This window comes from Amycolatopsis keratiniphila subsp. keratiniphila (assembly GCF_001620365.2).
Taxonomy (GTDB): Bacteria; Actinomycetota; Actinomycetes; order Mycobacteriales; family Pseudonocardiaceae; genus Amycolatopsis; species Amycolatopsis keratiniphila.
This window is the reverse complement of the sequence record NZ_LQMT02000038.1, coordinates 18,608-43,533: the sequence shown is the minus strand read 5'-3', so window position 1 is coordinate 43,533 and position 24,926 is coordinate 18,608. Positions and strand designations below refer to the sequence as shown.

General features: G+C 68.9%; 26 protein-coding genes and 1 pseudogene. 17 read left to right on the top strand and 10 right to left on the bottom strand.

The window, feature by feature from the left end; all coding sequences use genetic code 11:
* The first annotated feature begins 51 nt into the window (after positions 1 to 51).
* Both AVR91_RS35155 and AVR91_RS35150 read left to right on the top strand, forming a co-directional pair.
* A complete protein-coding gene (locus AVR91_RS35155) occupies positions 52 to 1,041 on the top strand; it encodes a LysR family transcriptional regulator (RefSeq protein ID WP_063275267.1) in 990 nt (329 codons plus the stop codon).
* A 55-nt stretch (positions 1,042 to 1,096) separates the two neighbouring features.
* The gene (locus tag AVR91_RS35150) at positions 1,097 to 1,309 is read left to right on the top strand and encodes a hypothetical protein (RefSeq protein WP_063275268.1); all 213 of its coding nucleotides are present in this window, start codon (positions 1,097 to 1,099) and stop codon (positions 1,307 to 1,309) included.
* Here the strand turns inward: AVR91_RS35150 and AVR91_RS35145 are convergent.
* On the bottom strand, positions 1,306 to 1,863 hold the full coding sequence (locus tag AVR91_RS35145; RefSeq protein WP_063275305.1) for a carboxymuconolactone decarboxylase family protein: 558 nt from the start codon (positions 1,861 to 1,863) through the stop codon (positions 1,306 to 1,308). The genes AVR91_RS35150 and AVR91_RS35145 overlap by 4 nt on opposite strands.
* 68 nt (positions 1,864 to 1,931) lie before the next feature.
* Here AVR91_RS35145 and AVR91_RS35140 point away from each other — a divergent pair, with 68 nt between their 5' ends.
* Positions 1,932 to 2,270 (top strand): winged helix-turn-helix transcriptional regulator, encoded by a 339-nt coding sequence (locus tag AVR91_RS35140; protein WP_063275269.1) that lies wholly within the window; start codon positions 1,932 to 1,934, stop codon positions 2,268 to 2,270.
* 219 nt (positions 2,271 to 2,489) lie between these two features.
* Entirely contained in the window at positions 2,490 to 2,930 is a 441-nt protein-coding gene (locus AVR91_RS35135) for an STAS domain-containing protein (RefSeq protein WP_063275270.1), read from the top strand.
* A 3-nt stretch (positions 2,931 to 2,933) separates the two neighbouring features.
* On the opposite strand, the gene AVR91_RS35130 is transcribed toward AVR91_RS35135, so the two are convergent.
* Positions 2,934 to 3,230 (bottom strand): STAS domain-containing protein, encoded by a 297-nt coding sequence (locus AVR91_RS35130; RefSeq protein ID WP_228709428.1) that lies wholly within the window; start codon positions 3,228 to 3,230, stop codon positions 2,934 to 2,936.
* Positions 3,231 to 3,431: 201 nt separating this feature from the next.
* On the opposite strand from AVR91_RS35130, the gene AVR91_RS35125 reads away from it, so the two are divergent.
* The gene (locus tag AVR91_RS35125; RefSeq protein WP_063275272.1) at positions 3,432 to 3,845 is read left to right on the top strand and encodes an ATP-binding protein; all 414 of its coding nucleotides are present in this window, start codon (positions 3,432 to 3,434) and stop codon (positions 3,843 to 3,845) included.
* Positions 3,846 to 3,852: 7 nt separating this feature from the next.
* Here AVR91_RS35125 and AVR91_RS35120 read toward each other — a convergent pair whose 3' ends face one another.
* The 4 genes from AVR91_RS35120 to AVR91_RS35105 form a co-directional block, all read right to left on the bottom strand.
* Positions 3,853 to 4,686: an ABC transporter ATP-binding protein gene (locus AVR91_RS35120; RefSeq protein WP_063275273.1), complete on the bottom strand. Its 834-nt coding sequence runs from the start codon at positions 4,684 to 4,686 to the stop codon at positions 3,853 to 3,855.
* A gap of 39 nt (positions 4,687 to 4,725) precedes the next feature.
* Complete coding sequence (locus AVR91_RS35115) at positions 4,726 to 5,301, bottom strand: dihydrofolate reductase family protein (protein ID WP_016333956.1); 576 nt, start codon at positions 5,299 to 5,301, stop codon at positions 4,726 to 4,728.
* An 88-nt stretch (positions 5,302 to 5,389) separates the two neighbouring features.
* Positions 5,390 to 6,061, bottom strand: coding sequence for a response regulator (locus tag AVR91_RS35110; RefSeq protein ID WP_063275274.1), 672 nt, complete (start codon positions 6,059 to 6,061; stop codon positions 5,390 to 5,392).
* Complete coding sequence (locus tag AVR91_RS35105; protein ID WP_063275275.1) at positions 6,062 to 7,240, bottom strand: sensor histidine kinase; 1,179 nt, start codon at positions 7,238 to 7,240, stop codon at positions 6,062 to 6,064. It abuts the gene before it with no gap.
* 179 nt (positions 7,241 to 7,419) lie between these two features.
* Here AVR91_RS35105 and AVR91_RS35100 point away from each other — a divergent pair, with 179 nt between their 5' ends.
* On the top strand, positions 7,420 to 7,653 hold the full coding sequence (locus tag AVR91_RS35100) for a hypothetical protein (protein WP_063275276.1): 234 nt from the start codon (positions 7,420 to 7,422) through the stop codon (positions 7,651 to 7,653).
* 88 nt (positions 7,654 to 7,741) lie between these two features.
* Positions 7,742 to 10,054 carry a LuxR C-terminal-related transcriptional regulator gene (locus AVR91_RS35095; protein WP_063275277.1) on the top strand — a complete coding sequence of 771 codons (2,313 nt, stop codon included), beginning with the start codon at positions 7,742 to 7,744 and terminating at the stop codon, positions 10,052 to 10,054.
* A gap of 3 nt (positions 10,055 to 10,057) precedes the next feature.
* On the opposite strand, the gene AVR91_RS35090 is transcribed toward AVR91_RS35095, so the two are convergent.
* Positions 10,058 to 11,167 carry a helix-turn-helix domain-containing protein gene (locus tag AVR91_RS35090; protein WP_063275278.1) on the bottom strand — a complete coding sequence of 370 codons (1,110 nt, stop codon included), beginning with the start codon at positions 11,165 to 11,167 and terminating at the stop codon, positions 10,058 to 10,060.
* A 269-nt stretch (positions 11,168 to 11,436) separates the two neighbouring features.
* Between AVR91_RS35090 and AVR91_RS35085 the strand changes: the two genes are divergently transcribed.
* On the top strand, positions 11,437 to 13,245 hold the full coding sequence (locus AVR91_RS35085) for a DUF262 domain-containing protein (RefSeq protein WP_063275279.1): 1,809 nt from the start codon (positions 11,437 to 11,439) through the stop codon (positions 13,243 to 13,245).
* Positions 13,246 to 13,352: 107 nt separating this feature from the next.
* On the opposite strand, the gene ilvD is transcribed toward AVR91_RS35085, so the two are convergent.
* On the bottom strand, positions 13,353 to 15,032 hold the full coding sequence (ilvD, locus tag AVR91_RS35080; RefSeq protein WP_063275280.1) for a dihydroxy-acid dehydratase: 1,680 nt from the start codon (positions 15,030 to 15,032) through the stop codon (positions 13,353 to 13,355).
* Positions 15,033 to 15,095: 63 nt separating this feature from the next.
* Complete coding sequence (locus AVR91_RS35075) at positions 15,096 to 16,376, bottom strand: hemolysin family protein (RefSeq protein ID WP_063275281.1); 1,281 nt, start codon at positions 16,374 to 16,376, stop codon at positions 15,096 to 15,098.
* A 130-nt stretch (positions 16,377 to 16,506) separates the two neighbouring features.
* Here AVR91_RS35075 and AVR91_RS35070 point away from each other — a divergent pair, with 130 nt between their 5' ends.
* The gene (locus tag AVR91_RS35070) at positions 16,507 to 17,823 is read left to right on the top strand and encodes a cytochrome P450 (RefSeq protein ID WP_063275282.1); all 1,317 of its coding nucleotides are present in this window, start codon (positions 16,507 to 16,509) and stop codon (positions 17,821 to 17,823) included.
* Between the two features lie 427 nt (positions 17,824 to 18,250).
* On the top strand, positions 18,251 to 19,219 hold the full coding sequence (locus AVR91_RS35065) for an LLM class flavin-dependent oxidoreductase (RefSeq protein WP_063275283.1): 969 nt from the start codon (positions 18,251 to 18,253) through the stop codon (positions 19,217 to 19,219).
* Here AVR91_RS35065 and AVR91_RS35060 read toward each other — a convergent pair.
* Entirely contained in the window at positions 19,147 to 19,791 is a 645-nt protein-coding gene (locus AVR91_RS35060; protein WP_063275284.1) for a TetR/AcrR family transcriptional regulator, read from the bottom strand. The genes AVR91_RS35065 and AVR91_RS35060 overlap by 73 nt on opposite strands.
* Before the next feature lie 39 nt (positions 19,792 to 19,830).
* On the opposite strand from AVR91_RS35060, the gene AVR91_RS35055 reads away from it, so the two are divergent.
* From AVR91_RS35055 to AVR91_RS35030, 7 genes and pseudogenes are all read left to right on the top strand, one after another.
* Positions 19,831 to 20,976, top strand: a complete 1,146-nt coding sequence (locus AVR91_RS35055) for a hypothetical protein (RefSeq protein WP_063275285.1) — start codon at positions 19,831 to 19,833, stop codon at positions 20,974 to 20,976.
* Between the two features lie 10 nt (positions 20,977 to 20,986).
* On the top strand, positions 20,987 to 21,469 hold the full coding sequence (locus tag AVR91_RS35050) for a hypothetical protein (protein WP_063275286.1): 483 nt from the start codon (positions 20,987 to 20,989) through the stop codon (positions 21,467 to 21,469).
* An 81-nt stretch (positions 21,470 to 21,550) separates the two neighbouring features.
* The gene (locus tag AVR91_RS35045) at positions 21,551 to 22,531 is read left to right on the top strand and encodes an AraC-like ligand-binding domain-containing protein (protein ID WP_037337016.1); all 981 of its coding nucleotides are present in this window, start codon (positions 21,551 to 21,553) and stop codon (positions 22,529 to 22,531) included.
* Between the two features lie 40 nt (positions 22,532 to 22,571).
* A pseudogene (locus tag AVR91_RS44020) lies at positions 22,572 to 22,760 on the top strand (MoaF N-terminal domain-containing protein); the annotation flags it as partial.
* A 110-nt stretch (positions 22,761 to 22,870) separates the two neighbouring features.
* The gene (locus AVR91_RS44015; protein WP_228709427.1) at positions 22,871 to 23,338 is read left to right on the top strand and encodes a MoaF C-terminal domain-containing protein; all 468 of its coding nucleotides are present in this window, start codon (positions 22,871 to 22,873) and stop codon (positions 23,336 to 23,338) included.
* Between the two features lie 9 nt (positions 23,339 to 23,347).
* Complete coding sequence (locus AVR91_RS35035; RefSeq protein ID WP_016333942.1) at positions 23,348 to 23,740, top strand: nuclear transport factor 2 family protein; 393 nt, start codon at positions 23,348 to 23,350, stop codon at positions 23,738 to 23,740.
* The gene (locus tag AVR91_RS35030; RefSeq protein ID WP_016333941.1) at positions 23,737 to 24,915 is read left to right on the top strand and encodes an ABC transporter substrate-binding protein; all 1,179 of its coding nucleotides are present in this window, start codon (positions 23,737 to 23,739) and stop codon (positions 24,913 to 24,915) included. The genes AVR91_RS35035 and AVR91_RS35030 overlap by 4 nt, the downstream gene beginning before the upstream one ends.
* Positions 24,916 to 24,926: the final 11 nt, after the last annotated feature.

Below are 24,926 nucleotides of genomic sequence, written 5' to 3'. Positions count from 1 at the left end.
TCGCACCGCGACGGCCACGGCCGTAATGACCGGCGGCGATAGACTCCGCCTATGGCCCTGGAGATCCGGCACCTGCGGGCGATCTGCGCCATCGCCGAAGCGGGCAGCCTCTCGCAGGCGGCCGCCGCGCTGGGCATGTCCCAGCCGTCGCTGACCTCGCTGCTCCAGCGGCTCGAACGGCAGATCGGCGCGCCGTTGTTCGTCCGCAGCCACACCGGCGTGACCCCGACCCCGGTCGGCGAGCAGACGTTGCGCCGCGCGCTGACCCTGCTCGTGGAGTTCGACCGGTTCGAGAGCGACCTCCTCGGCGTGCTCGGCGACGGCCCGGTGCGGCTCGGATCGTCCCAAATGGACTGTCTGCCCACCTTCGTCGAGCGGCTGGACGACGCGCTGCCGGGGCTGGACGTGACCGTCCATGTGGAACCCTCCAGCTCGGTGCTGGCGCAGGCGCTCGCCCGCGCGACACTGGACATCGCCGTGATCGCCATGTCCGACGACCAGGAAGTGCCGCTGGCGAAGCATCTCGGGCATCGGGTGCTGTTCTCGTGGGTGCCCGTCTTCATCGGTCTTCCGGCCAGGCACCGGCTCGCCGGCGGTTTCGAGGTCGACCTCGCCGACCTCGCGGACGAGGCGTGGATCGGACCGCCCGGACCCGAGGACGGCTCGCTGACGTCGCTGCGCGCGGCGACGCATCGCGCCGGGTTCACGCCGCGGATCCGCTTCGAATGCCCGAACGGCGGCGGACGCCACCTGATCGCCGCCGGGCAGGCGGTGCAGCTCGTGGAGCCCACCGCGCCCGAATTGCCCGGCATGGTCGTCCGGCCGTTGAAGGGCGACCCCATGCGGATGCGGCTCGTGCTGGCGTGGCGCAAGGAACGGCTGACGTGGGACCAGGCGGAGAACGTCTACCGCGCGGTGATGACGTCGTACACACGGCACGCGATGGCGTCGACGCCGTTCCGGACGTGGTGGGAGCGGCGGCGGGATTCCCAGTCGTGGGACGGGCTGGTGGACTTCTTCCGGGTTTCGAACAGCCTGTAACCCGATCCCGCCTCGCCGCGATTGACCTCCCGTACCGGGCGAACGGAGACGGGAGATGATGACGCAACGGCTGTGGCTGGGACTGGCGGTCGTCTACACGTGCACCGCCGTGGTCCAGCTCTACCTGCTCGCCAGCACCGGCGCCGTCTGGGCCGGGACGCTCACCGCGGTCGGCTTCGTGGCGGCTCTCTTGTGCGTCCTCGCCGCCTGGAAGGCCGCGAAACAAGAACGGGACGACACAAGGGAAATCGACTCGCACCGGCCCTAACCACCGGGATAGGGGGCGGCCCACGGCTCCTCGTCGAGGCCGACCCCGCCGGCGACGTACGCGATCGTCCGGTACCAGCCCGCCAGCACGAGGAACTCCAGGAGCTGCGAAGCCGGATAGTGCTCGGCGAGCGCGGCCCACACGGCGTCGGAAACCGTTGCCGTGTCGTGGAGTTCGTCGACGGCGGCGATCAGGGCGCGGTGCCGCTCCGGCCAGGCGGGATGTCCGGAGTCGCCGGACACGGTCGCGTCGAGCTGTTCCGGCGTCAAGCCGACCGCCGGTGCGAAAACCGCGGCATGGACGCCCCATTCGTAGCGGCATCCGCAGCGGGCGGTCACCCGCGCGATGACGATTTCCCGGTCCAGCGCGGGTAATTCGCCGTGCGCGAGCAGACCGGCGCCCAGGACGCGCATCCGCGACGCCAGCTCCCGGTGGTGCTGCAGCAACCTGAACAACGCCAACGGCTCCTCCGTCACACCGGGCGGCATCCACTTGCGCAGGGCTTGTTCGACATCCGCCTCGTAGGGCGGGGCGAGTGGGGCGATACGGGCCACGACCACCTCCGGCGCTTCGATTTCAGAACCACTATGCTGCTTCGAAAGTCGAAGCACAAGGGGGTGCCATGCCCGACCATCCGATCCCGCGGCCCGGACGGCCGGTCCGCGGCTCCGAAACCGGCCGCCCCCTCATGGCCGCGCTCGATCTGCTGGGACGCCGATGGACCCTGCGGGTGATCTGGGAACTGCGCGAGGGAGAAGTCGGCTTCCGGGAACTCCGGCGGCGCTGCGAGCACATGTCGTCGAGCGTGCTCGCCACCAGGCTGGGTGAGCTCACCGACGCCCGCATCGTCGAGACCGGCGAGGAGGGTTACCGCCTGACCCCACTCGGGGGACGGCTCCTCGACGCGTTGCATCCGCTGGAAAAATGGGGCCTCGCCTGGGAAAAGGCACTGCGCGAGTGACCGCGTAACCCACCGTTCACCGCACAAGGCCTTGCCAGGAGAGGTGAGCGGCGTACGGTGAGGAGTACGTGAGGTTGAGTCCACCAGCCCGCGCGAACGACCCGCATGTCCGCGGCCCAGCACCTTTCCAGGGCGACGCGGCGGCGAGTTGACTTGCGCAGCAGTTGTGCAGGCTTGCCCGTTGCCCGTCTCGTCCCCGGCTATCCGGGAGACATCATCATGACCGAACGCATTCCTTTCACGCGGAGCAGCCGCGACGGCCCCGCCTTCCGCGCCGCGCTCCACCCCGCCGTTCCGCGACCGCGCCCGTCGGCCGAGAACCTGTTGCGGATTCGGCGCATCCTGTGGAACGAAGACCTGCTGGTCATCGCCGCGGCCGGGGAAATCGACCTCGCCACCGCGGGACGGCTGGACCATGCCATGCGCGGCCGTCTCCCGGCCGCCACGGTGCTCGATCTCAGCGAGGTCGGCTTCCTCGGTGTCGCCGGATTACGGGTCATCGAATCCGCCGCGGCCCGCGCCCGCGCCGAACGCCGCACCACCGGCGTCGTCGCCGACACGCGGCCGGTGCTGCGTCTGCTGCAACTCTTCGGCACCGAGACCCAGGTCCCCGTGTACCGGCACCTCGACCACGCGATCCTGGAGGTGGCGAACCGCTGAGGATCAGGCGAGGGGCAGAAGCGTGGTCAATCCCGTCTTCGAAGCCAGCCGCCGGATCGTGGGCGACGGCAGGAAACGCAGTGCGACCCCCTGGGTGCCGCACCGGTCGTTGATCCCGACCAGGGTCGCCAAACCGGTGGAATCGCAGAATTCCACACCCTCGAGGTCGACGACCAGCCTGCCCGGCAGGGGCTCCAGTGCCTCCTCGAACGTCTCCTTGAGATCTTCGGAGGTCGTCAGATCGATCTCCCCCGCCACCGCGATGACGACCTCGGCGTCATCGGTCCTCGCGACGGACACCGAGAACGGAACCTCCCGGTGTTGGCCGTCTCCGCTCGTCACCGTCATCCACCCCTCACGATCGGTACCCGACAGTCCCGAACATATCGGATGACGGCGCCCGCTCGCGCGGCTCGTGTGTCCCGATCCTCGCGGTGCCTTAGCCTTGTCGATGGATCCGGTGGTCGTGGACCGCGGCGGACGACGAGGAGAAGCTTCGTGATGCCGATCGACGAGCCGGTGCGCGAGAACACCGACGAGCTGGTCCTCGAGGTCGCCGCCGTCCCTGCCCAGGCCGCCGCGTTGCGGGACCTGCTGGCGAAATGGGCCCTCGACCGGGGGCTTCCCCGGGAGCTGGCCGAGGACCTCAAACTCACCGCCTACGAAGCGATGACGAACGTCGTCAAACACGCCTACCCGGACGGCACCGAAGGCAACGTCATGACGGTGACCGCCGCCCACGACGACGGCCACCTCAAGATCAGTGTGGCCGACGAGGGCCGCTGGCGCGACGGCCCCCGCCCGGACGGCGGACGCGGCTTGCCGATCATCCGCGCCTTCGCGCCGGAGGCCTCGGTGACGAGCACCCCGACCGGGACCATCGTCCGGCTCGCCTGGCCCTGCCCTTCCCGCTGACCGGCTTTCAGGAGCGGCGGACCGCGTGCGCGGCCCACCGTCCGTTGATGCGGTGGATCTCGACGTCCCGCTCGTAACAGGCGGAAAGCCCTTCGTCGGTGAGGACCTCGTCGATCGGCCCCGCGTCGGTGATCCTGCCGCGGCGCACCATCAGGGCATGCGTGGCCGTCGCCGGGATCTCCTCCAGGTGGTGGGTCACGGTCACCGTGGCCAGTTCCGGCTGCGCCAGCGTCAGGTTCTCCAATGCGATCAGGAGATCCTCGCGGCCGGGCAGGTCGAGACCGGAGAACGGCTCGTCCAGCAGGAGCAGCAGCGGATCGGCCATGAGCGCCCTGGCGAGCCGGACCCGGGCGCGCTCGCCCTGCGAGCAGACGCGCACCGGCCGGTCGCGCAGTTCGGTACAGCCGACGAGTTCGAGCAGCTTCGACGCCCTGTCCCGGATCGCGTCGTCGTAGCGGTCCCAGAGCGGGAGCACGCTTCCGCTGTACCCGGTGAGCACCACGGTGTGCGCGTCGTGGTTCTCCGCGTCGGGCAGCCGCTGGTTCGCGCCGACGAAACCGATGTGCGTCCGCACGTCACGCAGGTCGACCGCGCCCATCCGGTGGCCGAGGACGACGGCCGTGCCCGCGCTGGGGAACCGCTGGGTCGAGGCCACCGAAAGGATCGTCGATTTCCCGGCGCCGTTGCGGCCGAGGACGACCCACCGCTGGCCGTAGTCCACGCGCCAGTCGACGTCCGACACCAGCGGTACCCGGCCGACGTGCACCTCGACCCCGGACAGCTCCACCGCCGGTCCGTCGAGGTTCGGTTGTACGAAGACGGGCTTGTTCACGCGGTTCATGATCGCAGGGCACGCGGCCGCCGTCCGGTCGGGGTCCGATCATCGGATGACGTCGTAGACCAGCTTCTGGATCCCGTTGCCGTAGGCCTCGCTCTCGACGAGCTTGAGGCTCTGCTTGTCCTTGTCGGTGTCGCTGAACAGCCTCTTGCCCGCGCCGAGCAGGACCGGGAACACCAGCAGGTGGTAGCGGTCGATCAGGCCGGCGTCGGCGAGGTTCCGGTCCAGTTCCGCGCTGCCGTGGAGGATGATCGGACCGCCCTCGGTCTCCTTGAGCTTCGCGACGTCGTCGAGCGAACGCAGGATCGTGGTCTCGCCCCAGTTGTCGACGAGGTCCTCGTCCCGCAACGTGGTCGACACGACGTACTTCGGCATCGCGTTGTACTCGGCGAACTCCTCGGTCATACCGGGCCATACCGGCGAAAACGCCTGGTAGCTGACCCGGCCCATCATCATCGCCGTGGCCTCGCCCTGCTCACGCCCCTTGAGCTCGTAGGCCGCTTCGTCGAACTCGATGCCGTTGAAGGTCCAGCCGGAGTTGCGGTAGCCCGGCTCCCCGCCGGGTCCTTCGACGACGCCGTCGAGCGAGACGAACGCGGTGGCGATCAGGGTGCGCATGTGGGTTCTCCTTGATGGTTCGGAACTGCTTTCGACACTGCGTCGACCGGGGAACGACGGATTCGACACCGCGACGGAAAAAAGTTCTTCAATCTTGGGCGTCGCGGACCAGCAAGGCGATCTGGACCCGGTTCTCGACGCCGAGCTTGGCGAGCATGCTGCTCGTGTGCGCCTTCACCGTCGCGACGGTGATGTCCAGCTTGCGCGCGACGTCGGTGTTGGAAAGCCCCTCGGCGATGGCGCCCGCCGTCTCGCGTTCGCGGTCGGTCAGCGCGGCCAGCAGCCCGCGGGCGGTTTCCCGCGACGCCCGGCGCGCGTCGGACGAATGCGGTCCGGTGGCCGCGGTGATCAGCCGGGCCGTGGCGGCGGGCGAGAGCGCGGGTTCGCCGGTCGCGACCGTGCGGATCGCCGCGAGGATCCGTGGCGGCGGGGTGTCCTTGAGCAGGAATCCGAGCGCGCCGACGCGCAGCGCGCCCAGCACCATCTCGTCCGAGTCGAACGTGGTGAGCACCAGCACCCGGGGCGGTTGCGGGAGGCGGAGGATCTCCTCGGTCGCGCTCAGCCCGTCGCGTCCGGGCATCCGGACGTCCATCAGGACGACGTCGGGCCGCTGCTCCCCCACCACGCCGACCGCGGCGTCGCCGTCGGCGGCTTCACCGACCACGACGAGGTCGGGCTCGCCGTCGACGATGAGCCGCAGCGCCATCCGCACCAGATGCTCGTCGTCGACCAGCACGACCCGCACCCGCTCGCCGTCCATTCACTCGCTCCCTTCGCGGACCGGCCACGGCAGACGCGCGGAGAGCACGAATCCGCCGCCCGGTTCCGCGTGGTGGTCCAGTTCGCCGCCTGCCAGCCCGACCCGCTCGGACAGGCCCAGCAAACCGAATCCCGACGCCGGCGGGCCCGCGATCGCCCGCGCCGCACCGGAATCCCGGACCGTCGCGCGCAGCCCCTCGCCCGGCTTCCCTTCGACGGTGACGACCACGTCCGCCCCGGGCGCGTGCTTGCCCGCGTTGGTCAGCCCTTCCTGCACGATCCGGTAGACGGTCCTCGCGATCGCGTCCGGCGGCTCGCCCTCGGTCGTGATCTTCATCGTGGCGTCCAGTCCCAGCGCCCGCGCGTCCGCGACGAGCGCGGGCAGGTCCGCGAACGAGGGTTGCGGCGGTTCCAGCTCGTCCGGATCCGCCCGCAGCACGCCGAGGACGTCCCGCAGTTCCTCCAGCGCCTGGTGGGAGCCGTCGGCGATGCCGCGCGCCAGCTCCGCGACCTGCTCGGCGGGCAGATCCGGGCGGTGCCCCAGCACCCCGGCCTGCATCGCGACCAGCGAGACCCGGTGCGCGAGGACGTCGTGCATCTCGCGCGCGATCCGGTGGCGCTCCACGATCCGCGCCTCGGCCGCCCGCGCGGCCTGCTCCCGTTCGGCGCTCTCGACCCGTTCCCGCAGGGAGCGCACCTCCTCCCGGCGCGCCCCGATCGCGGCGCCCACGGCCACCACGATGCCCACCAGCAAGGCGGGGAGGCTGATCATCAGCCACAGCGGCCCCGGCGGCTCACGCATCGGGTACAGGTCGACGATCAGGATCGCCGTGACCACGGACAGCACCGCCGCGACCGCCGTTTCGACCGGTCGACGCCGGGTGGCCAGCGAACAGAGCGCCAGCAGCGACGCGCCACCGGCCAGCACCGACGCCGTCGAGGCGAGGATGACCGCGATGGCGATCACGACCGGGAAGCGGCGGCGCCACAGCAGGGCGATCAGGCAGGCGAGCGCGATCAGCGGATCGCCGGTGATCATCCACTCGACCCTCGGTCCCGACGCGCCGACCGGCAGTTGCGCCGCCGTGATGATCCAGAGGAGCACGCCCAGCGCGGCCGCGGCGAGAAGGCGCCAGGCCTGTCCCCATGGACGGACGGGTGGCTGGGCGTCGGCGATCACCGGCCCATCATGGTCGACCGGCCCGCGTCGCCGCAGCCGGACACGGGACGATTTCGGCCCCGACCTCGGTCGCGGCGGGGATCGACTTTGGTCGAACACGAGGCGCGACGCGCTGCCGATGTGCGCCGGGTCCCCGCGGGCGATGCTGGGCCCGACCGTGGAGCAGGGAGGTAGGAAGCATGACCAAGGGCGGCTATCTGGGGCTGCAGATCTTCGGGATGGTGGCGGTCGCCGTCTTCGCGCAGGCCACGATCCGCAGCCTCTTCGATCATTCGGCGACCCAGTTGTGGGGCGCGTTCGACTGGGTACCCGGTGAGTGGGGCGGCAGGTTGATCGTGTTCCTGCTGCTCGCGGCCACCGGGACGGTGCTGGCGGGTTGGGCGCATGATCGCGCCAAGCGAGTGTCCCGCTAGCGCGACGCCGTTCCGCTAGTATCCGCAGCCGGGCGTTTTCCGTCTACATCGGACGGAAACGCGGGGCTGGTCGATCGCGGGAGAGTGCATGGCGGACGGAGTTGGCTCGCTTGCGGGGTGGTCGGCCGATCCCACCGAAGTGACCAGCTACGTCGGCCGGGACGCCGAGACCGGCGAGGCGAGGCGGCTGCTGGAGGCCTCGTCGCTGGTCACGCTCACGGGGCCGGGCGGGGTGGGCAAGACCAGGCTGGCTTGGCGGATCGCGGCGGCCCACCGGGAGGCCACGGCCGACGAGGTCGCGTTCGTGTCGCTGGCCGAACTGCGGGAACCCGCGTTGCTGGTGCCGACGGTGGCGAACGTGCTCGGCTTCGGTGACCGCTCGGCGAAACCGGCCATCGACGTCGTCGTCGAAGCCCTGCAGGCGAGCCGTCTGCTGCTCGTCCTCGACAACTGCGAGCATCTGGTCGACAGCTGCGCCTGGTTCGCCGACACCGTGGTCAGGGCCTGTCCCCAGGTGACCGTGCTGGCCACGAGCAGGCAGTCGCTCGGCGTGGCGGGCGAGCGTGTCCTGCCGGTGCCGCCGCTGGCGATCCCGGAACAGGGCGACTCCTTCGAACGCGTGCTGAACGACGATTCCGTGCGCCTGTTCGTCGATCGCGCGACCGCGGTCGCGCCGTCGTTCCAGCTCACCGAGTCCGACGTCGAGCCGCTGATCCGGCTCTGCCGCAGGCTCGACGGGCTGCCGCTGGCCATCGAACTGGCCGCCGTCCGCGCGCGGGCGTTGTCCGTGCGCCAGCTGGCCGACCGCCTCGACCGGCAGTTCTCGGTGCTCACGAAGGACCGGCGTGGGCGGCCGGAGCGGCACGAGACCATGCGCGCCCTGATCGACTGGAGCCACGACCTGTGCACCGCGCCAGAACGGCTGCTGTGGGCACGCGCGTCGGTGTTCTCCGGCAGCTTCGACCTCGATGCCGCCGAGCAGGTCTGCTGCGGTGGCGAACTGCCACGCGAAAACGTCCTCGAAGTCGTCGACGGGCTGCTCGACAAGTCCATCCTGCTGCGCGAGGAATACCCCGGCGGGGTGCGGTACCGCATGCTGGAATCGGTGCGCGAGTACGGCGTCGACAGGCTCAGCGAGACGGGCGGGACGGCGGAGTTCCGGAAACGGCACCGGGACTGGTTCGCCGAACTCGCCGGCCGGTACGCCACGGAATGGCTGGAGACCGATCAGCTCGGCTGGATCGGACGGCTGCGGCGCGAGCACGCGAACCTGCGCGTCGCCCTCGACTACTGCACCGGCACCCCCGAGGACGCGGTCGTCGGGCTGCGGATGTTGCGCGACGTCAAGGAGTTCTGGATCGTCCGCGGGCTCAACACCGAAGGCCGGATGTGGGTCCGCCGCCTCGACGAGGCCGCGGCGCCGGGTGTCCCGGAGCGGGCGCACGGGCTGTGGCTCTCCGGGTTCCTGGCGGTGGTGCAGGGAGACATGTCCGCCCACCGGTGCATGGTGGAGAGGGCGGCCGCCGAAGCCGAGGCGAGCGGCGACGAACTCGCCGCCGCGTACGTGCTCCACGTCCGCGCCTACGCCGCGCTGATCGGCGACGACATGGCCGAAGCGTCACGCCTGTTCGGCACGGCCATCGACCTGTTCCGCGCGCACGGCGACGAGGGCGGCGACCTCTGGGCGAGTTACAACCACGGGCTCGCCGTCTGGCTGAACGGCGACATGGACAGTGGCCGGAAGGTGCTCGCGGAAGCCGTCGAACGCTGCGAGCGGCGCGGCGAGGTGTTCTGGCGCGGCTGGGCACTGTGGTCGCGCGCCGCCGCCGAGTACCTGCAAGGGGATCTCGCCGTCGCCGAGCGCTGCTGCGAGCAGGTCCTTCGCCTGCACGAGCGGGTGGACGACCGCGTCGTCGTCGGGTTCACGCTCACCGTGATGGCGGGCTGCGCGGCCAGGACCAAACGCCCCAACCGGGCGGCGATCCTGCAGGGTGCCGCGATGAACGTCTGGCGCACGGTCGGCGCGTGGCCGACCCGGTACGAGGCGTTCACCGAACCGCTGCTCGCCGACACCGACACCGTGACGACGGCGCTGGGCTGGGAGGTCGCGGTCAAGGAATTCGCCGACGGCGCCGCGATGCCCACCCGCGACGCCATCGCGTACGCCCTCGAAGAACGCACCCCCGGCCCGCGGAAGCAGACCGCGCAGGTGCTCACCAAACGCGAGACCGAGATCGCGCACGTGATCGCCGAGGGCCTGACGAACCAGGAGATCGCCGACCGGCTCGGCATCGCCCGTCGCACGGTGGACACCCATATCGACCACATCCTCACCAAGCTCGGCTACTCGAACCGCGTCCAGGTCGCCACCTGGGTCACCCGGTCCGCGGATCCCGTCTGACGCTCACGCCACCTTCATCGGGGCGGACCGGGCCGGCTCGACCGTGAGCAGCTCCGCGCGCAGGGCGATCCGCAGGTCCAGGCGGGTCTGCGGGTCGTCGAGCCGAGCACCGAACAGGACCCGCAGCCGTCGCATGCGGTTCCGGACCGTCTGCGGGTGCACGCCGAGGTTGTTCGCGATCTCGGGTGCCCCGCCGCGGGCGGAGAGCATGGCGTCGAGGGTTTCGGCGAGTTTGGTGCGTTCGTTGGCGGGCAGGTCGGCGATCGGCGCCAGACTGCGGTTCACCAGCGCGGTGGTGAGCACCTCGTCGGCGAACAGCCAGTGCGTGGTCAGGTGATCCGACCAGCGCACGAGCGGGCCGTCCTCGATCACCTCGCGGCGGACCAGCTCCAGCGTCCGGCGCGCCCAGCGCAGGGACACCGCGGCGTCGGCGGGTGCGACCGCGGGCCCGACCGCCGCCCGCGTCCCCGCCAGGACACCGCCGATCTCGACGTCGTCGGGCACGAGCATGAGCGGGTACTCGCCGGCGAGGTCGGCCAGCACCTCCGGGCCGAACGAGGCGCGGACGGCGCCGGGTTCGGCGGCGACGGCCACCACCCGCGCGGGCGGCACCCAGCCCGCCTCGGCCGCGAGGCCCGCCCATTTCGCGGGAGGACGTCCGCTCAAGATCTCCTTCAGCAAGTCACGGCGCAGCTCGGCGACCGAGGGCGTGTGCGCGGCGCGGTAAGCCGCGGTGGACAGCCGGATCAGGACGTCGGAGCAGCGGAGCAGGGCCTCCACCCCGGTGTCCATCAGGGCGGACCCGGCCCCGGGCTGCCGCGACAGCGACGCCAGCGCGGGAAGGGCGCCACGACCCGCCGCGTGGTAGGCCCGGGAGAGCCGGTCCAGTTCCTTGCCTGCCGCGTATTCGGCGACGCCGACCTGGCGGAAGGCGTCCGCACCCGCCGCGATGCCCAGGTTCATCCCGTCGCGCTCGAGTACCGAGGCGACGAACTCCGTGGCGCGCGCGTCGAACAGCGGCGCGTGCTCGGGCAGCGAATGCCGGATCCCGTCGACGACCACGCGGGCGATCACGAGGGCGGCGGAGCGGGCTGGGGCGTGGGACGCGGTCATCGTCGACCTCCGGAGCAGCGGGAATCGTCGGGCCGCCGAGTCTGCTACTGCGGAGTAGCGGGGCACATCGGGTGAATTACGTACTCGGGCCTGTCCGGCCTACGCATCACCCGTTCGTGAAGGCCTCAGACGCCGGAGCATCGATGGCCGACACCGCCGAGCACAGACCGTGATCGCAATGAAGCAATCAGCTACTGATCTGAACGTAACGCCTCCTGGCGATCGAGCGACTGGCAACTAGCTCGAGTCGATGCTTCAGGGGAGATCCAGTGCAGGCCAACACACTGACGCCGCAGAAACTGTTCGAACCGCAGGTTCGCTACGTGATCCCGGTGTTCCAGCGGCCCTATGTGTGGGAAATCGAAAAGCAGTGGGAGCCGCTATGGGCAGACGTCCGGGCAGTCGCCGAAGAACTTCTGGAGGCACAGGACCTCGCTCATCACCCCGAAGTGCCCGCACACTTCTTGGGAGCGGTGGTCCTCGACCAGCAGCCGAATCCCGCAGGATACATCCAGGTACGGCATGTCATCGATGGCCAGCAGCGCTTGATCACCCTGCAACTGCTGCTCAACGCAGTACGGCAGGTCGCCGAGAAGTATGGCCGTTCACGCGACGCAGCTTTGCTCAAAGCTCTCGTCCGCAATCCCGAGCACATCATCGAGGAGGACGACGAGTTACTGAAGGTGTGGCCGATCTTGGCTGACCGGGCACCGTTCCAGGATGCCATGGATGACGATCCAGCAAACGACTCCGGCGAACACCGGGTAAGCCAAGCGATCGTCTTCCTGCGCGAGCGCATTCGGAGCTGGGCCCTCGAAAGTGGCGAGGACGAAGCCAGCGATCGACTGCGGTCTCTGACCACCACACTGGCGCGCCATCTCAAGCTCGTCGTGATTGATCTCGAGCCTGGCGACAATGCCCAAGCGATCTTCGAAGCACTCAACGACCGTGGTAGTCCGCTGCTGGCTGCGGACTTGGTGAAGAATGCCGTTTTCCAGGCCGCCGAGCGGCAGCACCTGGACACCGAGCAACTCGACCGGGACTACTGGGAAGCCGTATCCGGAGACTTTTGGCGTAAAGAGCTCCGTCAAGGTCGCCTGAACAGGCCCCGGATCGATGTCTTCCTCAACTACTGGCTCACCATGCGGCGAGCACACCTGGTTCCCTCGGATCGGATCTTCACGGACTTCCGGGACCACGTCCTCACACCAGCGGAGGACGTGCGGACAGTCCTCGCGGAACTGAAGAGCGATGCTCAGTGTTACCGGCAACTCGACAGCCTTGCACCGTACTCGACACCGGGCACTTTTCATTACCGAGTAATCGAAGTGATGGACATCGCCGCCACGATGCCCTTACTTCTCTGGCTCCTGCGACCAGCCTCGTCAGTTCCTCCGGCTGCTCGCGACCAGGCACTGAAGGCCGTCGAAAGTTGGCTGGTCAGGCGCATGCTGTGCCGCACGACTCTCGCCGACACCAACAGTGTCGTCGTCGAGCTCATCAAACATCTGGGTCTCCAAGAACCGCACGAAATCGGAACAGCGACCGAAAGGTTCCTGGCCGAGCAGACCGGCGACTCGCGGCGATGGCCGCTCGATGTCGAGGTGATCGACAGCCTGCGGAAGATTCGCTTCTACTCCGTGATGATCCCACGGCGACGTGGACGCATGGTCCTGGAAGCCTTGGAAGACAGCTACCGGTCTCCCAAGAGCGAGGATGCGCACTGTCCGCGAGGTAGCCTCACCATCGAACACATCATGCCTGTCAGCTGGGAGAAGAATTGGAGCACCGGGCTGGCGGATGACGCCGATAGCCGACTGCGGCGTGACCATCGCGTACAACGGCTGGGAAATCTCACTCTGCTCACGAGCCGGCTGAACCCTGTCCTCTCGAACAGCGGCTGGTCCGGCAACGAGCACCACCAAGGCAAGCGGGAGGGCATCGCCGAGCACAGCGTGTTGATGCTCAACAAGCATCTCCTCGCCGATCAGGCTCGTTGGACCGAGGAAGACATCGAGGAACGCTCCCATCTCCTCGCTTCCCAAATCGCGGAAAAAATCTGGACACGCCCGGCGTAGTGGTGTTCTGCAGGCCGGACCTGGCCGTCCATGAAGGAATTGGGACGTCCAATGTCCCAATTCCTTCATGGACACATACCATCCCCGCGCGGCCCCCGGCTGGCCTCCTACTCGCAAACGGCTCCGTGCGCGGCGCTCCGCACGACCTTGGCGTACTTGCCGAGCACCCCGCGCGTGTACGCGGGCGCCTTGGGCGTCCAGCCCTCCTTGCGTGCCTCGATGTCGTCGATCCCGACTTCGAGCGTCCGGTTCGCGACGTCGAGCGTGATCGGATCCCCGTCACGCACGAACGCGATCGGCCCGGCGTCGACGGCTTCCGGGGCGATGTGGCCGACGCAGAGCCCGGTGGTGCCGCCGCTGAACCGGCCGTCGGTGATGAGCAGGACGTCCTTGCCGAGTCCGGCGCCCTTGATCGCACCGGTGATGGCGAGCATCTCCCGCATCCCCGGCCCGCCCTTGGGACCTTCGTAGCGGATGACGACGACGTCCCCGGCGACGATCCGGCCCTCGGCGAGCGCGTCGAGAGCGGCCCGCTCGCCGTCGAAGACCCGCGCGGTACCGGTGAACGTCGATTCGTCGAAGCCCGCCGACTTCACGACCGCGCCTTCGGGCGCCAGCGAGCCCTTGAGGATGGTCAGCCCGCCGGTCTTGTGGATCGGACGGTCGAGCGGTCGGATGATCTCGCCGTCGACCCCGGCCGGAGCGATGCCTTCGAGGTTCTCGGCCATCGTCTTCCCGGTCACGGTGAGCACGTCGCCGTGCATGAGCCCGGCGTCGAGCAGCGCCTTCATCACCACGGGGATGCCGCCGACCTTGTCGACGTCGTTCATCACGTACTTCCCGAACGGTTTGAGGTCGCCGAGGTGCGGGACCTTGTCGCCGATCCGGTTGAAATCGTCGATGCGCAGATCGACCTCCGCCTCGCGCGCGATCGCGAGCAGGTGGAGGACGGCGTTGGTCGAACCGCCCAGCGCCATCACGACGGCGATGGCGTTCTCGAACGCTTCCATGGTCATGATCTGCCGCGCGGTGATGCCCTGGCGGAGCATGCCGACGACGGCCTCCCCCGATCGGTGCGCGAAGCCGTCACGGCGCCGGTCGACCGCGGGCGGGGCGGCCGATCCGGGCAGAGACATGCCGAGCGCTTCGGCGACCGACGCCATCGTGTTGGCGGTGTACATACCGCCGCAGGCCCCTTCGCCGGGGCAGATCGCACGCTCGATCTTGTCCACTTCGGCACGGCTGATCTTGCCCGCCAGGCACGCGCCCACGGCTTCGAACGCGTCGATGATCGTGACGTCCTGGCCGTCGACCTGACCGGGCATGATCGAGCCGGCGTAAAGGAAGACCGACGCGAGATCGAGCCGGGCCGCGGCCATGAGCATGCCCGGCAGGGATTTGTCACAGCCCGCCAGCAGCACGGAGCCGTCCAGCCGCTCGGCCATCATCACCGTCTCGACCGAATCGGCGATCACCTCGCGGGACACCAGCGAGAAATGCATTCCCTCGTGGCCCATGGAAATACCGTCGGACACCGAGATCGTGCCGAACTCCAGCGGGTAGCCGCCTGCCGCGTGCACGCCGTTCTTGACCGCCTTGGCCAGCCGGTCGAGCGACAGGTTGCACGGGGTGATCTCGTTCCACGAGGACGCCACGCCGATCTGCGGTTTGGCGAAGTCGTCGTCGCCCATCCCGACCGCGCGGAGCATCCCGCGGGCCGCCGCGCGCTCCAGGCCGTCGGTCACGTCTCGTGAACGAGGTTTCAAATCCGGCTGGTCTTGCGGCATCGGGGCACCTTCCTTCGTGGCGGGACACCGGGCACGCTGCCAACCCCGCGCGTCCGGCGCAACTCATCGCTCCGGGTTCGTCCCACGGTGCAGCGCCACCCGCGTGATCGCGTGGTGCTCGACGCCGAGCACCTCGGCCGTCCAACCGGAGACCACCACGCGGTCGCCCGGTTTCTCAGGGATCCGCCCGAGGATCACGAGGATCAGCCCCGCGATGGTCGCGTACTCCCCCGGCGGCGCGTCGCGCAGTTCGACCCCGACGTCGACGAGGTCGTGCACCGGGAAGGTGCCGGGGAGGACCAGGGAACCGTCGTTGCCGTCGCGCACGGCCAGCACGTCACGGTCGGTCTCGTCGTAGATCTCGCCGACGATCTCCTCCAGCAGATCCTCCAGCGTGACCATACCCGCGACGGCGCCGTGCTCGTCGACCACCAGCGCCATCTGCTCCCGTTCGGCCTTGAAACTCCGGAGCGCGTCCGATACCCGCAGCGAATCGGGGAACACCACCGCCGGCCGGACCACTTCGGCGAGGTCTTCGTGGTCGTCGAGCAGGTCACGCAACCGCACGACACCGACGACGTCGTCCAGATGGCCGCCGCGTGCGACCGGCGCCCGGGAATGGCCGGATTCGGCCAGCTGCCTGCGTGCCGAGAGCAGATCCTGCTCGGCCGCCAAGGTCAGCACCGCCCGGCGGGGCACGAGCACTTCCCGCAGCCGTCGTTCGTGGATCTCCAAGGCACCGTTGATGATCATGCGCTGCTCGGCGTTCAGGCCGCGCTGCGCCGATACCAGTTCCCGGAGCTCCTCGGGCGACATCTGGTCCGGATCGGCTTCCGGCCGCCCGCCCAGCGCCCGCACGACGAAGTTCGTCGACACGCTCAGTGCCCACACCACGGGCCGCGAGATCGCCGACAACAGGTTCAGCGGACGCGCCACCAGCAACGCCCACCGCAGCGCGTTCTGCATCGCCAGCCGCTTCGGCGCCAGTTCGCCGAGCACCAGGGTCAGGAACGTGAGGACCATCGTCACCAGCGCTACGGCCACCGCCCCGGCCGCGTTGCCGAGGAAACCCAGCAGCGGCACCAGGGGTTGCGCGAGGGACACCGCCGCCGTCGCCGAGGCGAGGAACCCGGCGAGCGTGATGCCGATCTGGATCGTCGCCAGGAACCGGTTCGGGTCGCGCGCCAGCCGCACCAGTGTGCGGGCGGCGGCGCGGCCGTCCCGTTCCAACGCCCGCAACTGCCCTTCGCGCAACGAGATCAGCGCCATCTCGCTGCCCGCGAACACCGCGTTGAGCACCACCAGCACCGCGACCAGCGCGATGTCGAACCCGTAGCCGCCCACAAGCACTCCCCGGCCCGCTCGAAGTGCAGAACATTACCGAGCGCGGAGCGGGATCGCAGATATCGGAGCCGCTCGCTACTGACACGTCGTTCCGCTACCTTCGGAAGAAGCCGCACGGACGGAGTCCTTGATGTTCGCACTGACCTTCCGGCACAAGGCGGAGGCGATCGCCAAACCGGTCACCCGCTGGAGCATCGGCCACGCCATCCCCCGGGTCGCCCTGCGGGCCGCGGCGCGCCGGGGCGACCTCCAGGGCAGGCTGTCCGTCGAGGCGAGCGGTGGAGCGGACCTGTCCGGCCTGTTCGACGAGATCCGCTCGCACGGCGCCATCGCCACCACCCGGGTCGGGCATGTCACCACCCGGCATTCGGCGTGCAAGGAGGTCCTGGGCAGCGACGCGTTCAAGACCGTGCGGTTCGTCCCGGACAACCCGCTGCTCAACCGGCTCGTCGCCTGGTCGTCGTCCGGTCTGATCCATCCGATCGAGCCGCCGTCGCTGCTCGCCAGCGAACCGCCCGACCACACGCGCTACCGGAAACTGGTCACCCGCGTCTTCACCGCCCGCGCGGTGGAGCAGCTGCGGGAGCGCACGCAGGCGATCACCGACGAACTTCTCGACGGCCTCGACCCGACGAGCCCGGTCGATCTCATCGAGCAGTACTGCGGGCTCCTACCGGTGACCGTGATCAGCCAGATCCTCGGCGTCCCGCCGGAGGAGCGCGACAAGGTGCTCGCGCTGGGCGGGGCAGCGGCCCCGAGTCTCGATCTCGGCCTGCCGTGGCGAACGTTCCGGACGGTGGAGGCGACGCTGGCCGAGTTCGACTCGTGGCTCACCGTGCATCTGGAGAAGCTGCGGGCGAACCCCGGCGACAACCTGCTCAGCAAGCTGATCGCCGCGCGCGAGGACGGCGTTGGCCTGACCGAGCGGGAGCTGAAGGCCACCGCGGGGCTGGTGCTGGCGGCCGGTTTCGAAACCACCGTCAACCTCCTCGGCAACGGAATCGCCCTGCTGACGCGGCATCCGGACGAACTCGCGAAACTGCGGGCGGATCCGGACCTGTGGAGCAACGCCGTCGACGAGGTCCTCCGCTACGACCCGCCGGTCCTGCTCACCGGCAGGCTGGCCGCCCGGGACACCGAGATCGGCGGGACCCCCATCGCCCGCGGGGCGATCGTCAGCACCGTGCTCGCGGGCGCGAACCGGGACCCGGAGATCTTCGAGGACCCGGCCGCCTTCGACGTCGGCCGGTCGAACGCGCGGGACCACGTGTCGTTCGGCGCCGGACGGCATTACTGCCTCGGCGCTTCGCTGGCGCGGATGGAAGGCGAGATCGGCCTGCGGTCGATCTTCGAGCGCTTCCCCGACCTGCGGCTGCTGAGTGGCGGCCGACGGAGGGAGACCCGGATCCTGCGCGGTTTCGAAACGCTTCCGGCCGCGCTCATCTAACTCGGATGTAGACGGCCAGTTGATCGCAGGTCCGTGAAGGCCTCCTTTCCTACCCTGAAGGTAGGGAAGGAGGCCTTCACGGACTACGCAATCGCCGTCCGCGACCACCGCAACACACCAGCCACAGCAGTCGCAGCGGCGGCGCGTGAAGGCCCCCTTCCCTCGGCTCAGCCGAGGAAACTCGACCTTCACACCTTGATCGCAAGTCCGTGAGCCAAGGCGTGACTCGCGTGATCAGGGCCGTGACTCGCGTGATCAGGCACGGAACTCGCGTGACTGGACGCCGCGCTCGCGTGTTCCTCCCCTGAGCACGCGAGATCCGCCTTCAATCACGCGAGATCCGCCTTCGATCACGTGAGTGCGGTGCCACGTCCTCGTGAGTGGTAAGAGGTTAGAACAGGCCTTACCACTCACGAGAGGCGACCGAATGTCTTCCGTAGCCCTTTCGGTCCTGGACACCTCCCCCATCGTCGAAGGCTCGACACCGCGCGAAGCCCTGCTCAACACCGTCGACCTCGCGCGGCTCACCGAAGACCTCGGCTACCACCGTTACTGGGTCCCCGAGCATCACGGCATGCGCGGCGTCGCCAGCTCCGCGCCCGCGGTCCTCATCGCCCACCTCGCGAACGCCACGACGCGCTTGAGGATCGGCGCGGGCGGGGTCCTGCTGCCGAATCACCCACCGCTCGTCGTCGCGGAACAGTTCGGGACGCTGGCCGCCCTGCATCCGGGCCGCATCGACCTCGGTCTCGGCCGCGCCCCGGGTGGTTCGAAGGCGGCCTCCGCCGCCGTTCGTCCACAAAGGACGAAAGACTTCGGTGAACTGCTCTCGGAACTCCAGCGTTATCTCGACCCGCCCGAAGACGCCGAGGTGAAGGCGGTCCCTGTGCTCGGCGGCAATGTCCCGGCGCTCTGGCTGCTCGGCCGCTCCCCCGAAAGCGCGGCCCTCGCCGCCGAACGCGGACTCAAGTACGCCTTCGCGCATCACCTAGCTCCGGACGCGCCGATCAAGGCCGATCTGGTCAGTGTCTCGGTCATCGCGGCCGAGGACGACGAGCGCGCCGAGTGGCTCGCGGGCTCGACCAGGCTGAAGGTACTCAGCCGGATCCGCGGCACCCGCATCCGGTTGCCCAGTCCCGAAGAAGCGGCGGCTTTCCCTTACACCGCCGACGATCGCGCCGAAATAGCGAAACGCTCCGATGCCGTGCTCACCGGTAGTCCGGACACGCTCGTCCCGAAACTGCAGCGGATCCTCGACGAGACGGGTTCCGGCGAGCTCATGGTGACCACGCCGCTGTACCACCACGCCGACCGCCGTCGCTCCTACGAACTGGTCGCCTCGCTGGCCGGACGCCTCACGGCGTGCTCGAACAGGTCGGCCAGCTCGCGCGCGTAGGTCGCCACATCGGTGTCCGGGCGGGCGATCAGCTCGGCGGGGGTGGCCTCCATGGCGGCGATCACCGACACGGCCATCACCCGCGGCGAGAACTCCCGCAACTCCCCCGTCTCTTGCCCTTCGCGGAACATGTCCTCCAGTTCCGCCAGCGTCTCCGCGCTCTGCCGTTCGAACCAGCTCCGCGCGGCCTCGGCGTCCCTTGACGCCGCGGCGATCTGGCCGATCGCGATGATCTCCTTCGGCCGCTCGGCGTAATAGAAGACGAAACCCTCGATCAGCGCGCGCAGTGCGGCCGCGTAGCTCTCGGCACCCTCCGCCCGCGTGCTCAACGCCTGCTCCATCGAGGTGTACACGGTCAGCATGACCTGCTTCATCAGCTCTTCACGCTTGACGAAGTGGTATGTGATCAGTCCTGGGCTGATCCCCGCTCGCCGCGCGATCTGCACGAACGACGCCTTCGCGTAACCGATCTCGGCGATGGTCTCGATGGTCGCCGAGACGATCTGCGCGCGCCGGGCCTCCTCGATGAACGAACGCCGTTCCTGGTCGCCCGGCCCGTTTTCTGGTTGCATGAACAGTAGCCTAGTTGAGCAACTAGCGAGGGGAAAGTCATGATCAGCCGCAAGACGTTCTTGAAATCCGTCGCGGGAGCGGTGGCGGTCACGGGTCTCGGCGGGGGCATGGCCGCGGCGGCGCCACCCCGGCGGTTACGCGGCGGGGTCGCCTACGACACCGGTGTCCTGCACGCCGTGGGCGACCCGCTGAGCCGGGTGCGCTGGAGCAAAGGACAGCTGGAGCGCGAGATCAACGTGATCGCCGGTGAGCTGCGCTGCCCGTCGATCACCGCCTTCGGCACCGAAATCGGCAGGCTGGCCGAGACGACGTCCACCGCGCTGCGCCGCGGCATGGAGGTGTACGTGCAGCCCAGGCTCTACGACCACCCGCAGGATCAGGTCCTCGAGCATCTGGCCGAGTCCGCGCGGCAAGCCGAGCGCCTCCGCCACGGTGACGACGTCAAGTTCGTCGCCGGCTGCGAGCATCTCCTCTTCACGCCCGGCATCGTCCCCGGTGAGACCTATCTGGAGCGGATCGCGAACATGGGCACGATCCCGCCGGAGGAATGGCCGAAGATCATGGACCGGCTGGCCGGTTTCCTCGCGCGGGCGGCCGAAGTCGCGCGCCGGAACTTCTCCGGCCGGATCACCTACGCCTCGATCGGCGGCGCGGAGCCGGTCGACTGGAACCTCTTCGACATCGTCGGAATCGACTATTACCCGTACTTCGCCACCGACGCGGAGTACACAAAGGACCTCGCCCACTACCGGAAGTGGAACAAACCGGTGGTGGTGCTGGAATTCGGCTCGTGCACCTTCACCGGCGCGGCGCGGGCCGGCGGGATGGGCTGGGACATCGTCGACTACGAGCAGATCCCGCCGAGGATCAAACCCGGCTACGTGAGGAACGAACGCGAACAGGCCGATCACCTCGCGCGCCTGCTGCGCGTGTTCGGCACGGCGGGGATCCGGGGCGCGCACGTGTACACCTTCATCGCGCCGAACCTGCCGCATCATCCGGCCCGGCCGGAGTACGACTACGACATGGCCTCGTACGGTTTGGTGAAAACCTTGCGCGAACGACACGAGGACGAGAACTCGCCGTACCGGTTCGAGCGCAAGCAGTCCTTCGCCGCACTCGCCCGGCACAATCGCGGGCAAGCGGGCATTTTTACCGAACCGGCACAGGAAACCGGCCAGTAACCTCACGCCGGTGAAGACGGACCGCGAAGGCACGGAGGCCCCGGAACTGCCCGCCTTCACCGTCATCGGCTGCCTCTTGGGTTTCTTCATGACGGTACTGGTCCTGATCGGCCCGGCCCTGCTCTGGATCAGCACCCATTTCGATCCCGGCGACGACGACCGCCTGGTCGTCGTCGCCATGGGCGCCGTGTTCACCCTCGGCGGCGCCGGCACCGTCGGCTCGCACCTCTGGCAGAACGCCAAGGCCAGGGAGCTCCATCGCGGGCTCGACCGGAAAGGGGTCCGCGCGAACGCCGAAGTCGTGTCCAGCAAGCGGATCTGGGTCGGCGAGGTGAGTACGCCCGCCGACGACGTCGACCTCGTCGTCACCGGCCCGGGCGTCGCTCCGTTCAGTGCGCGCGTGCTCACCGAGGACGTCGGCCGCTACGAAACGGGCACGGTGGTACCCGTCGACGTGGACCCGGGAACCCTCCTGTTCCGCCTCGCCGACTGACCTCGCCGCGATCATTGCCCGACAGCATCGTATCGCTTATCGTATATGAAATTCACCCCCCGATGCTGCGAGGTGACCCCCGTGACCACCGCCACCGCCGACCCGACCACCACCACGGTCGCGCGAGATTTCACCGATTTCCGCACGGTGGTGTCACAATCCTTCGTGCCACTGCACGTGACGAGCGAGCACCGCGACCACTTCCGCGGCCGCATCCGCTCGTGCGGAGCCGACGACGTGCAGTTGACCGAGGTGACCGCGTCGGCGCATGTGGTCGAGCGGACCCCCGAACTCATCGCCAGGGCGGACAGGCATTACTACAAGCTGAGCCTGATCCTGTCCGGCACCGGCCTGCTCGTTCAGGACAACCGCGAGGCGATGCTGCGTCCCGGCGACGTGGCGTTGTACGACACGCACCGGCCGTACACCCTGGCGTTCGAAGAGGATTTCCGCACGCTCGTGGTGATGTTCCCGCAGCGGCTCATCGATCTCCCCCGCGACCTGGTCGGCCAGCTGACCGCGGTGCCGATGTCGGGCAAACGGGGCATGGGCAACGTGGTGGTGCCCTTCCTCGCACAGCTCGGCAGCAACCTCGACCAGCTCGGCGGGCCGGCGGGCGTCCGGCTCGCGCATACCGCGGTCGATCTGCTCGCCACCCTGTTCGCCAGCGAGCTCGACCTCGCGCGCACGAGCGCCGGGCCGCATCACGAACTGATGCGCCGCGTCCTCGCCTACATCGACGCCAACCTCTCCTCCACCGACCTCGGACCGGCACAGATCGCCGCCGAGCACTACATCTCCACCCGGCATCTGCACGGCCTCTTCCACGAGCAGGGCACGACCGTCTCGGGCTGGATCCGCACCCGGCGCCTCGAACACTGCCGCCGCGAATTGCTCGACCCCGTGCACACTTCGCGGCCCGTCGCGGCCATCGCGGCGAAGTGGGGTTTCGTCGACGCGCCGCATTTCAGCCGCGTGTTCAAGACGGAATTCGGCTGCTCGCCGAGCGAACTGCGGCGCGGCTTGACCGTGAGCGACCGGTTGTTGCCGCCCAGCGCGTGACGGCTTCCCCTGCCAGGGCGGTCGCCTCGACGATGACCGCATGCCCGAAGCACCCGAGGAACAGTGGCGTACCTATGACGAGTTCGCCGCCGGAATAGCCACCTACCGCCTGCCGAACGCGGACCTGTCGGGACGCGAGCTCACCGTCACCCTCGACGACGGGAAGACGCTCGCGCTGCGGTTCGAAGACGCTGAAACCGTCACCTGCAACGGCATCAAGGATCCGTACGACGCGGTCGCCGTCCGGGAAGACGTCTTCTTCGTCAATTCCCACACACCAGCGTCGAAGGGGAAGCGCTCACCGTCGTCTTCTCCACGACGACACATCGCGCGCTCGCCGTGCGCTCGGTCATCGGCGCCGAGGATGTCGAAGGCGTTCCCCGGGTCTCCCAGACGTTCTGGTCCGGCACGACCGACGCGGGAACGCCGACCGGCGAGGTTCCCGGCCCGTCGCGCGACCTGATCGGCAAACGCAACGTCTACCGCTACAGCCCGGAACACCTCTACGAGCACGTGTACGTGTCTTCACAACGCTATGCCTGGCAATGCCTCGAAGGCGTGCAGCGCGGCCACGGGGACATGGACCTGTCGACGGTGTGGAAGTTCCAGGACGGGCTCTACCTGTTCTGTTTCCGCGAATTCCGCATCGCCGTGGCCAGTGTGTGGCTGCACGACCTCGGCTACGCGCTGAAGACCACCGGCGTATTCCTCGGCCTGACCGGCGACGGCCGGTCGGAGCACTCCCGCGCGGGCGGGCACATCTACCCACTCGGTGCCGTCGCCTACCCCGACGCCCAACCGGTCTAAGGAGTCTCAGTGTCCAATCTAGACATCATCGCCGCGCACTACGCCGCGAGCGACCGGGGCGATCTGGCGGGCATGCTGGCCCCGCTCGGTCCCGACACCACCTGGACGGAGGCGGCCGGTTTCCCTTACGCCGGCACGTACACCGGGCCGGAAGAGGTGCGGGACAACGTCTTCGGCGCCATCGCGAAGGACTGGGACGGCTACACCTTCACCCTCGGCGACCTTCTCGACGCCGGCGACACGGTGATCGGCCTCGGCACCTACCAGGCCAAGCACCGCGAGACCGGCCGCTCGTTCACCGCCCGCGTCGCGCACGTGTGGCGGTTCGACGGCGGCAAGGTGACCTCGTTCGAGCAGATCGTCGACTCGGTGCCCGTGGTCGAAGCCATGGAGAACCGGTGAAACCCGCGCGGCGCCTCGTCGCCCTCGCCTCGGCCGTCCTGCTCGCGACGGCGGGCTGCGCCGGATCCGACAGCGGTGCGAGCGGGCCGATCGTGGTCGGTTCGGTCAACGCGCTGAGCGGCGCGGCGACCTTCCCCGAGGCCTCACAGGCGGCCAAGGCGGTCTTCGACGCGGCCAACGCGAGCGGCGGCGTGAACGGAAGACAGATCCAGTACAAGGCCCTCGACGACAAGGGTGACCCGGCGGCCGCGGCCGCCGCGGCCCGCGAGGTCGTCGGACGGGACGAGGCGGTGGCGCTCGTCGGCTCGTCCAGCCTCATCGAGTGCGAGATCAACAACAAGTACTACGAGCAGCAGAAGATCCTGTCCATGCAGGGCATCGGCGTCGACCCGGCCTGTTTCTCCAGCCCGAACATCGCCCCGGTCAACGTCGGCCCGTACCACGACATGACGCTGACCCTGCTCTACGGCTCGGAAACGTTGAAGCTGAACGACATCTGCGCGTTGCTGGAGATCGCGGGCAACACGCTGCCCTCGTACCAGGCCGCGATCGACGAGTGGTCGGCCATCACGGGCAAGAAGCTCAAGTACCTCGACGCGACCGTGCCCTACGGCGGTTCCGACTACACCTCCTACATCGTCAAGGCGCGCAACGCGGGCTGCAAGGCGATCACGGTGAACCCGGTCGAGCCCGATTCCATCGGCCAGCTGAAGGCCGCCGCGGCACAGGGCTGGAACGACGTCACGTGGTTGCTGCTCACCAGCGTCTACAGCGAGAACTACGCCAAAGCCATCACCAACGCCGGCGCCGGGGTGTACGTGCCCGCCGAGTTCTACCCGTTCACCGACGCGACCAGCCCGCAGAACAAGGACTGGCGCGAGCTGATGACCAAGAACAACATCCCGCTGACCTCGTTCAGCCAGGGCGGCTACCTGGCGGCGAAGTACTTCCTCGACGTCGTTCGCGGAATCCAGGGCGACATCACGCGTGAATCGGTGACCAAGGCCCTGCGCGAAATGAAGCCGATCACCGATCCGATGGTCGGCACGCCGTACGTCTTCGGGCCCGGCCAGACGCACCACGACAACACCGCGGGCTGGCCGATCAAGCTCGCCTCCGGCACCAACAAATGGGAGCTCGTCGCGAACGACTGGCTGCGGATTCCGAAGAAGTAACGGGAGGATTC

Excerpts from the sequence above, each read along its gene's own strand:
- AVR91_RS35155 (WP_063275267.1), top strand. The coding sequence starts at position 52 with ATGGCCCTGGAGATCCGGCACCTGCGGGCGATCTGCGCCATCGCCGAA.
- AVR91_RS35150 (WP_063275268.1), top strand. The coding sequence starts at position 1,097 with ATGATGACGCAACGGCTGTGGCTGGGACTGGCGGTCGTCTACACGTGC.
- AVR91_RS35140 (WP_063275269.1), top strand. The coding sequence starts at position 1,932 with ATGCCCGACCATCCGATCCCGCGGCCCGGACGGCCGGTCCGCGGCTCC.
- AVR91_RS35135 (WP_063275270.1), top strand. The coding sequence starts at position 2,490 with ATGACCGAACGCATTCCTTTCACGCGGAGCAGCCGCGACGGCCCCGCC.
- AVR91_RS35125 (WP_063275272.1), top strand. The coding sequence starts at position 3,432 with ATGCCGATCGACGAGCCGGTGCGCGAGAACACCGACGAGCTGGTCCTC.
- AVR91_RS35120 (WP_063275273.1), bottom strand. The coding sequence starts at position 4,686 with ATGAACCGCGTGAACAAGCCCGTCTTCGTACAACCGAACCTCGACGGA.
- AVR91_RS35115 (WP_016333956.1), bottom strand. The coding sequence starts at position 5,301 with ATGCGCACCCTGATCGCCACCGCGTTCGTCTCGCTCGACGGCGTCGTC.
- AVR91_RS35110 (WP_063275274.1), bottom strand. The coding sequence starts at position 6,061 with ATGGACGGCGAGCGGGTGCGGGTCGTGCTGGTCGACGACGAGCATCTG.
- AVR91_RS35100 (WP_063275276.1), top strand. The coding sequence starts at position 7,420 with ATGACCAAGGGCGGCTATCTGGGGCTGCAGATCTTCGGGATGGTGGCG.
- AVR91_RS35095 (WP_063275277.1), top strand. The coding sequence starts at position 7,742 with ATGGCGGACGGAGTTGGCTCGCTTGCGGGGTGGTCGGCCGATCCCACC.
- AVR91_RS35090 (WP_063275278.1), bottom strand. The coding sequence starts at position 11,167 with ATGACCGCGTCCCACGCCCCAGCCCGCTCCGCCGCCCTCGTGATCGCC.
- ilvD (WP_063275280.1), bottom strand. The coding sequence starts at position 15,032 with ATGCCGCAAGACCAGCCGGATTTGAAACCTCGTTCACGAGACGTGACC.
- AVR91_RS35070 (WP_063275282.1), top strand. The coding sequence starts at position 16,507 with ATGTTCGCACTGACCTTCCGGCACAAGGCGGAGGCGATCGCCAAACCG.
- AVR91_RS35065 (WP_063275283.1), top strand. The coding sequence starts at position 18,251 with ATGTCTTCCGTAGCCCTTTCGGTCCTGGACACCTCCCCCATCGTCGAA.
- AVR91_RS35060 (WP_063275284.1), bottom strand. The coding sequence starts at position 19,791 with ATGCAACCAGAAAACGGGCCGGGCGACCAGGAACGGCGTTCGTTCATC.
- AVR91_RS35055 (WP_063275285.1), top strand. The coding sequence starts at position 19,831 with ATGATCAGCCGCAAGACGTTCTTGAAATCCGTCGCGGGAGCGGTGGCG.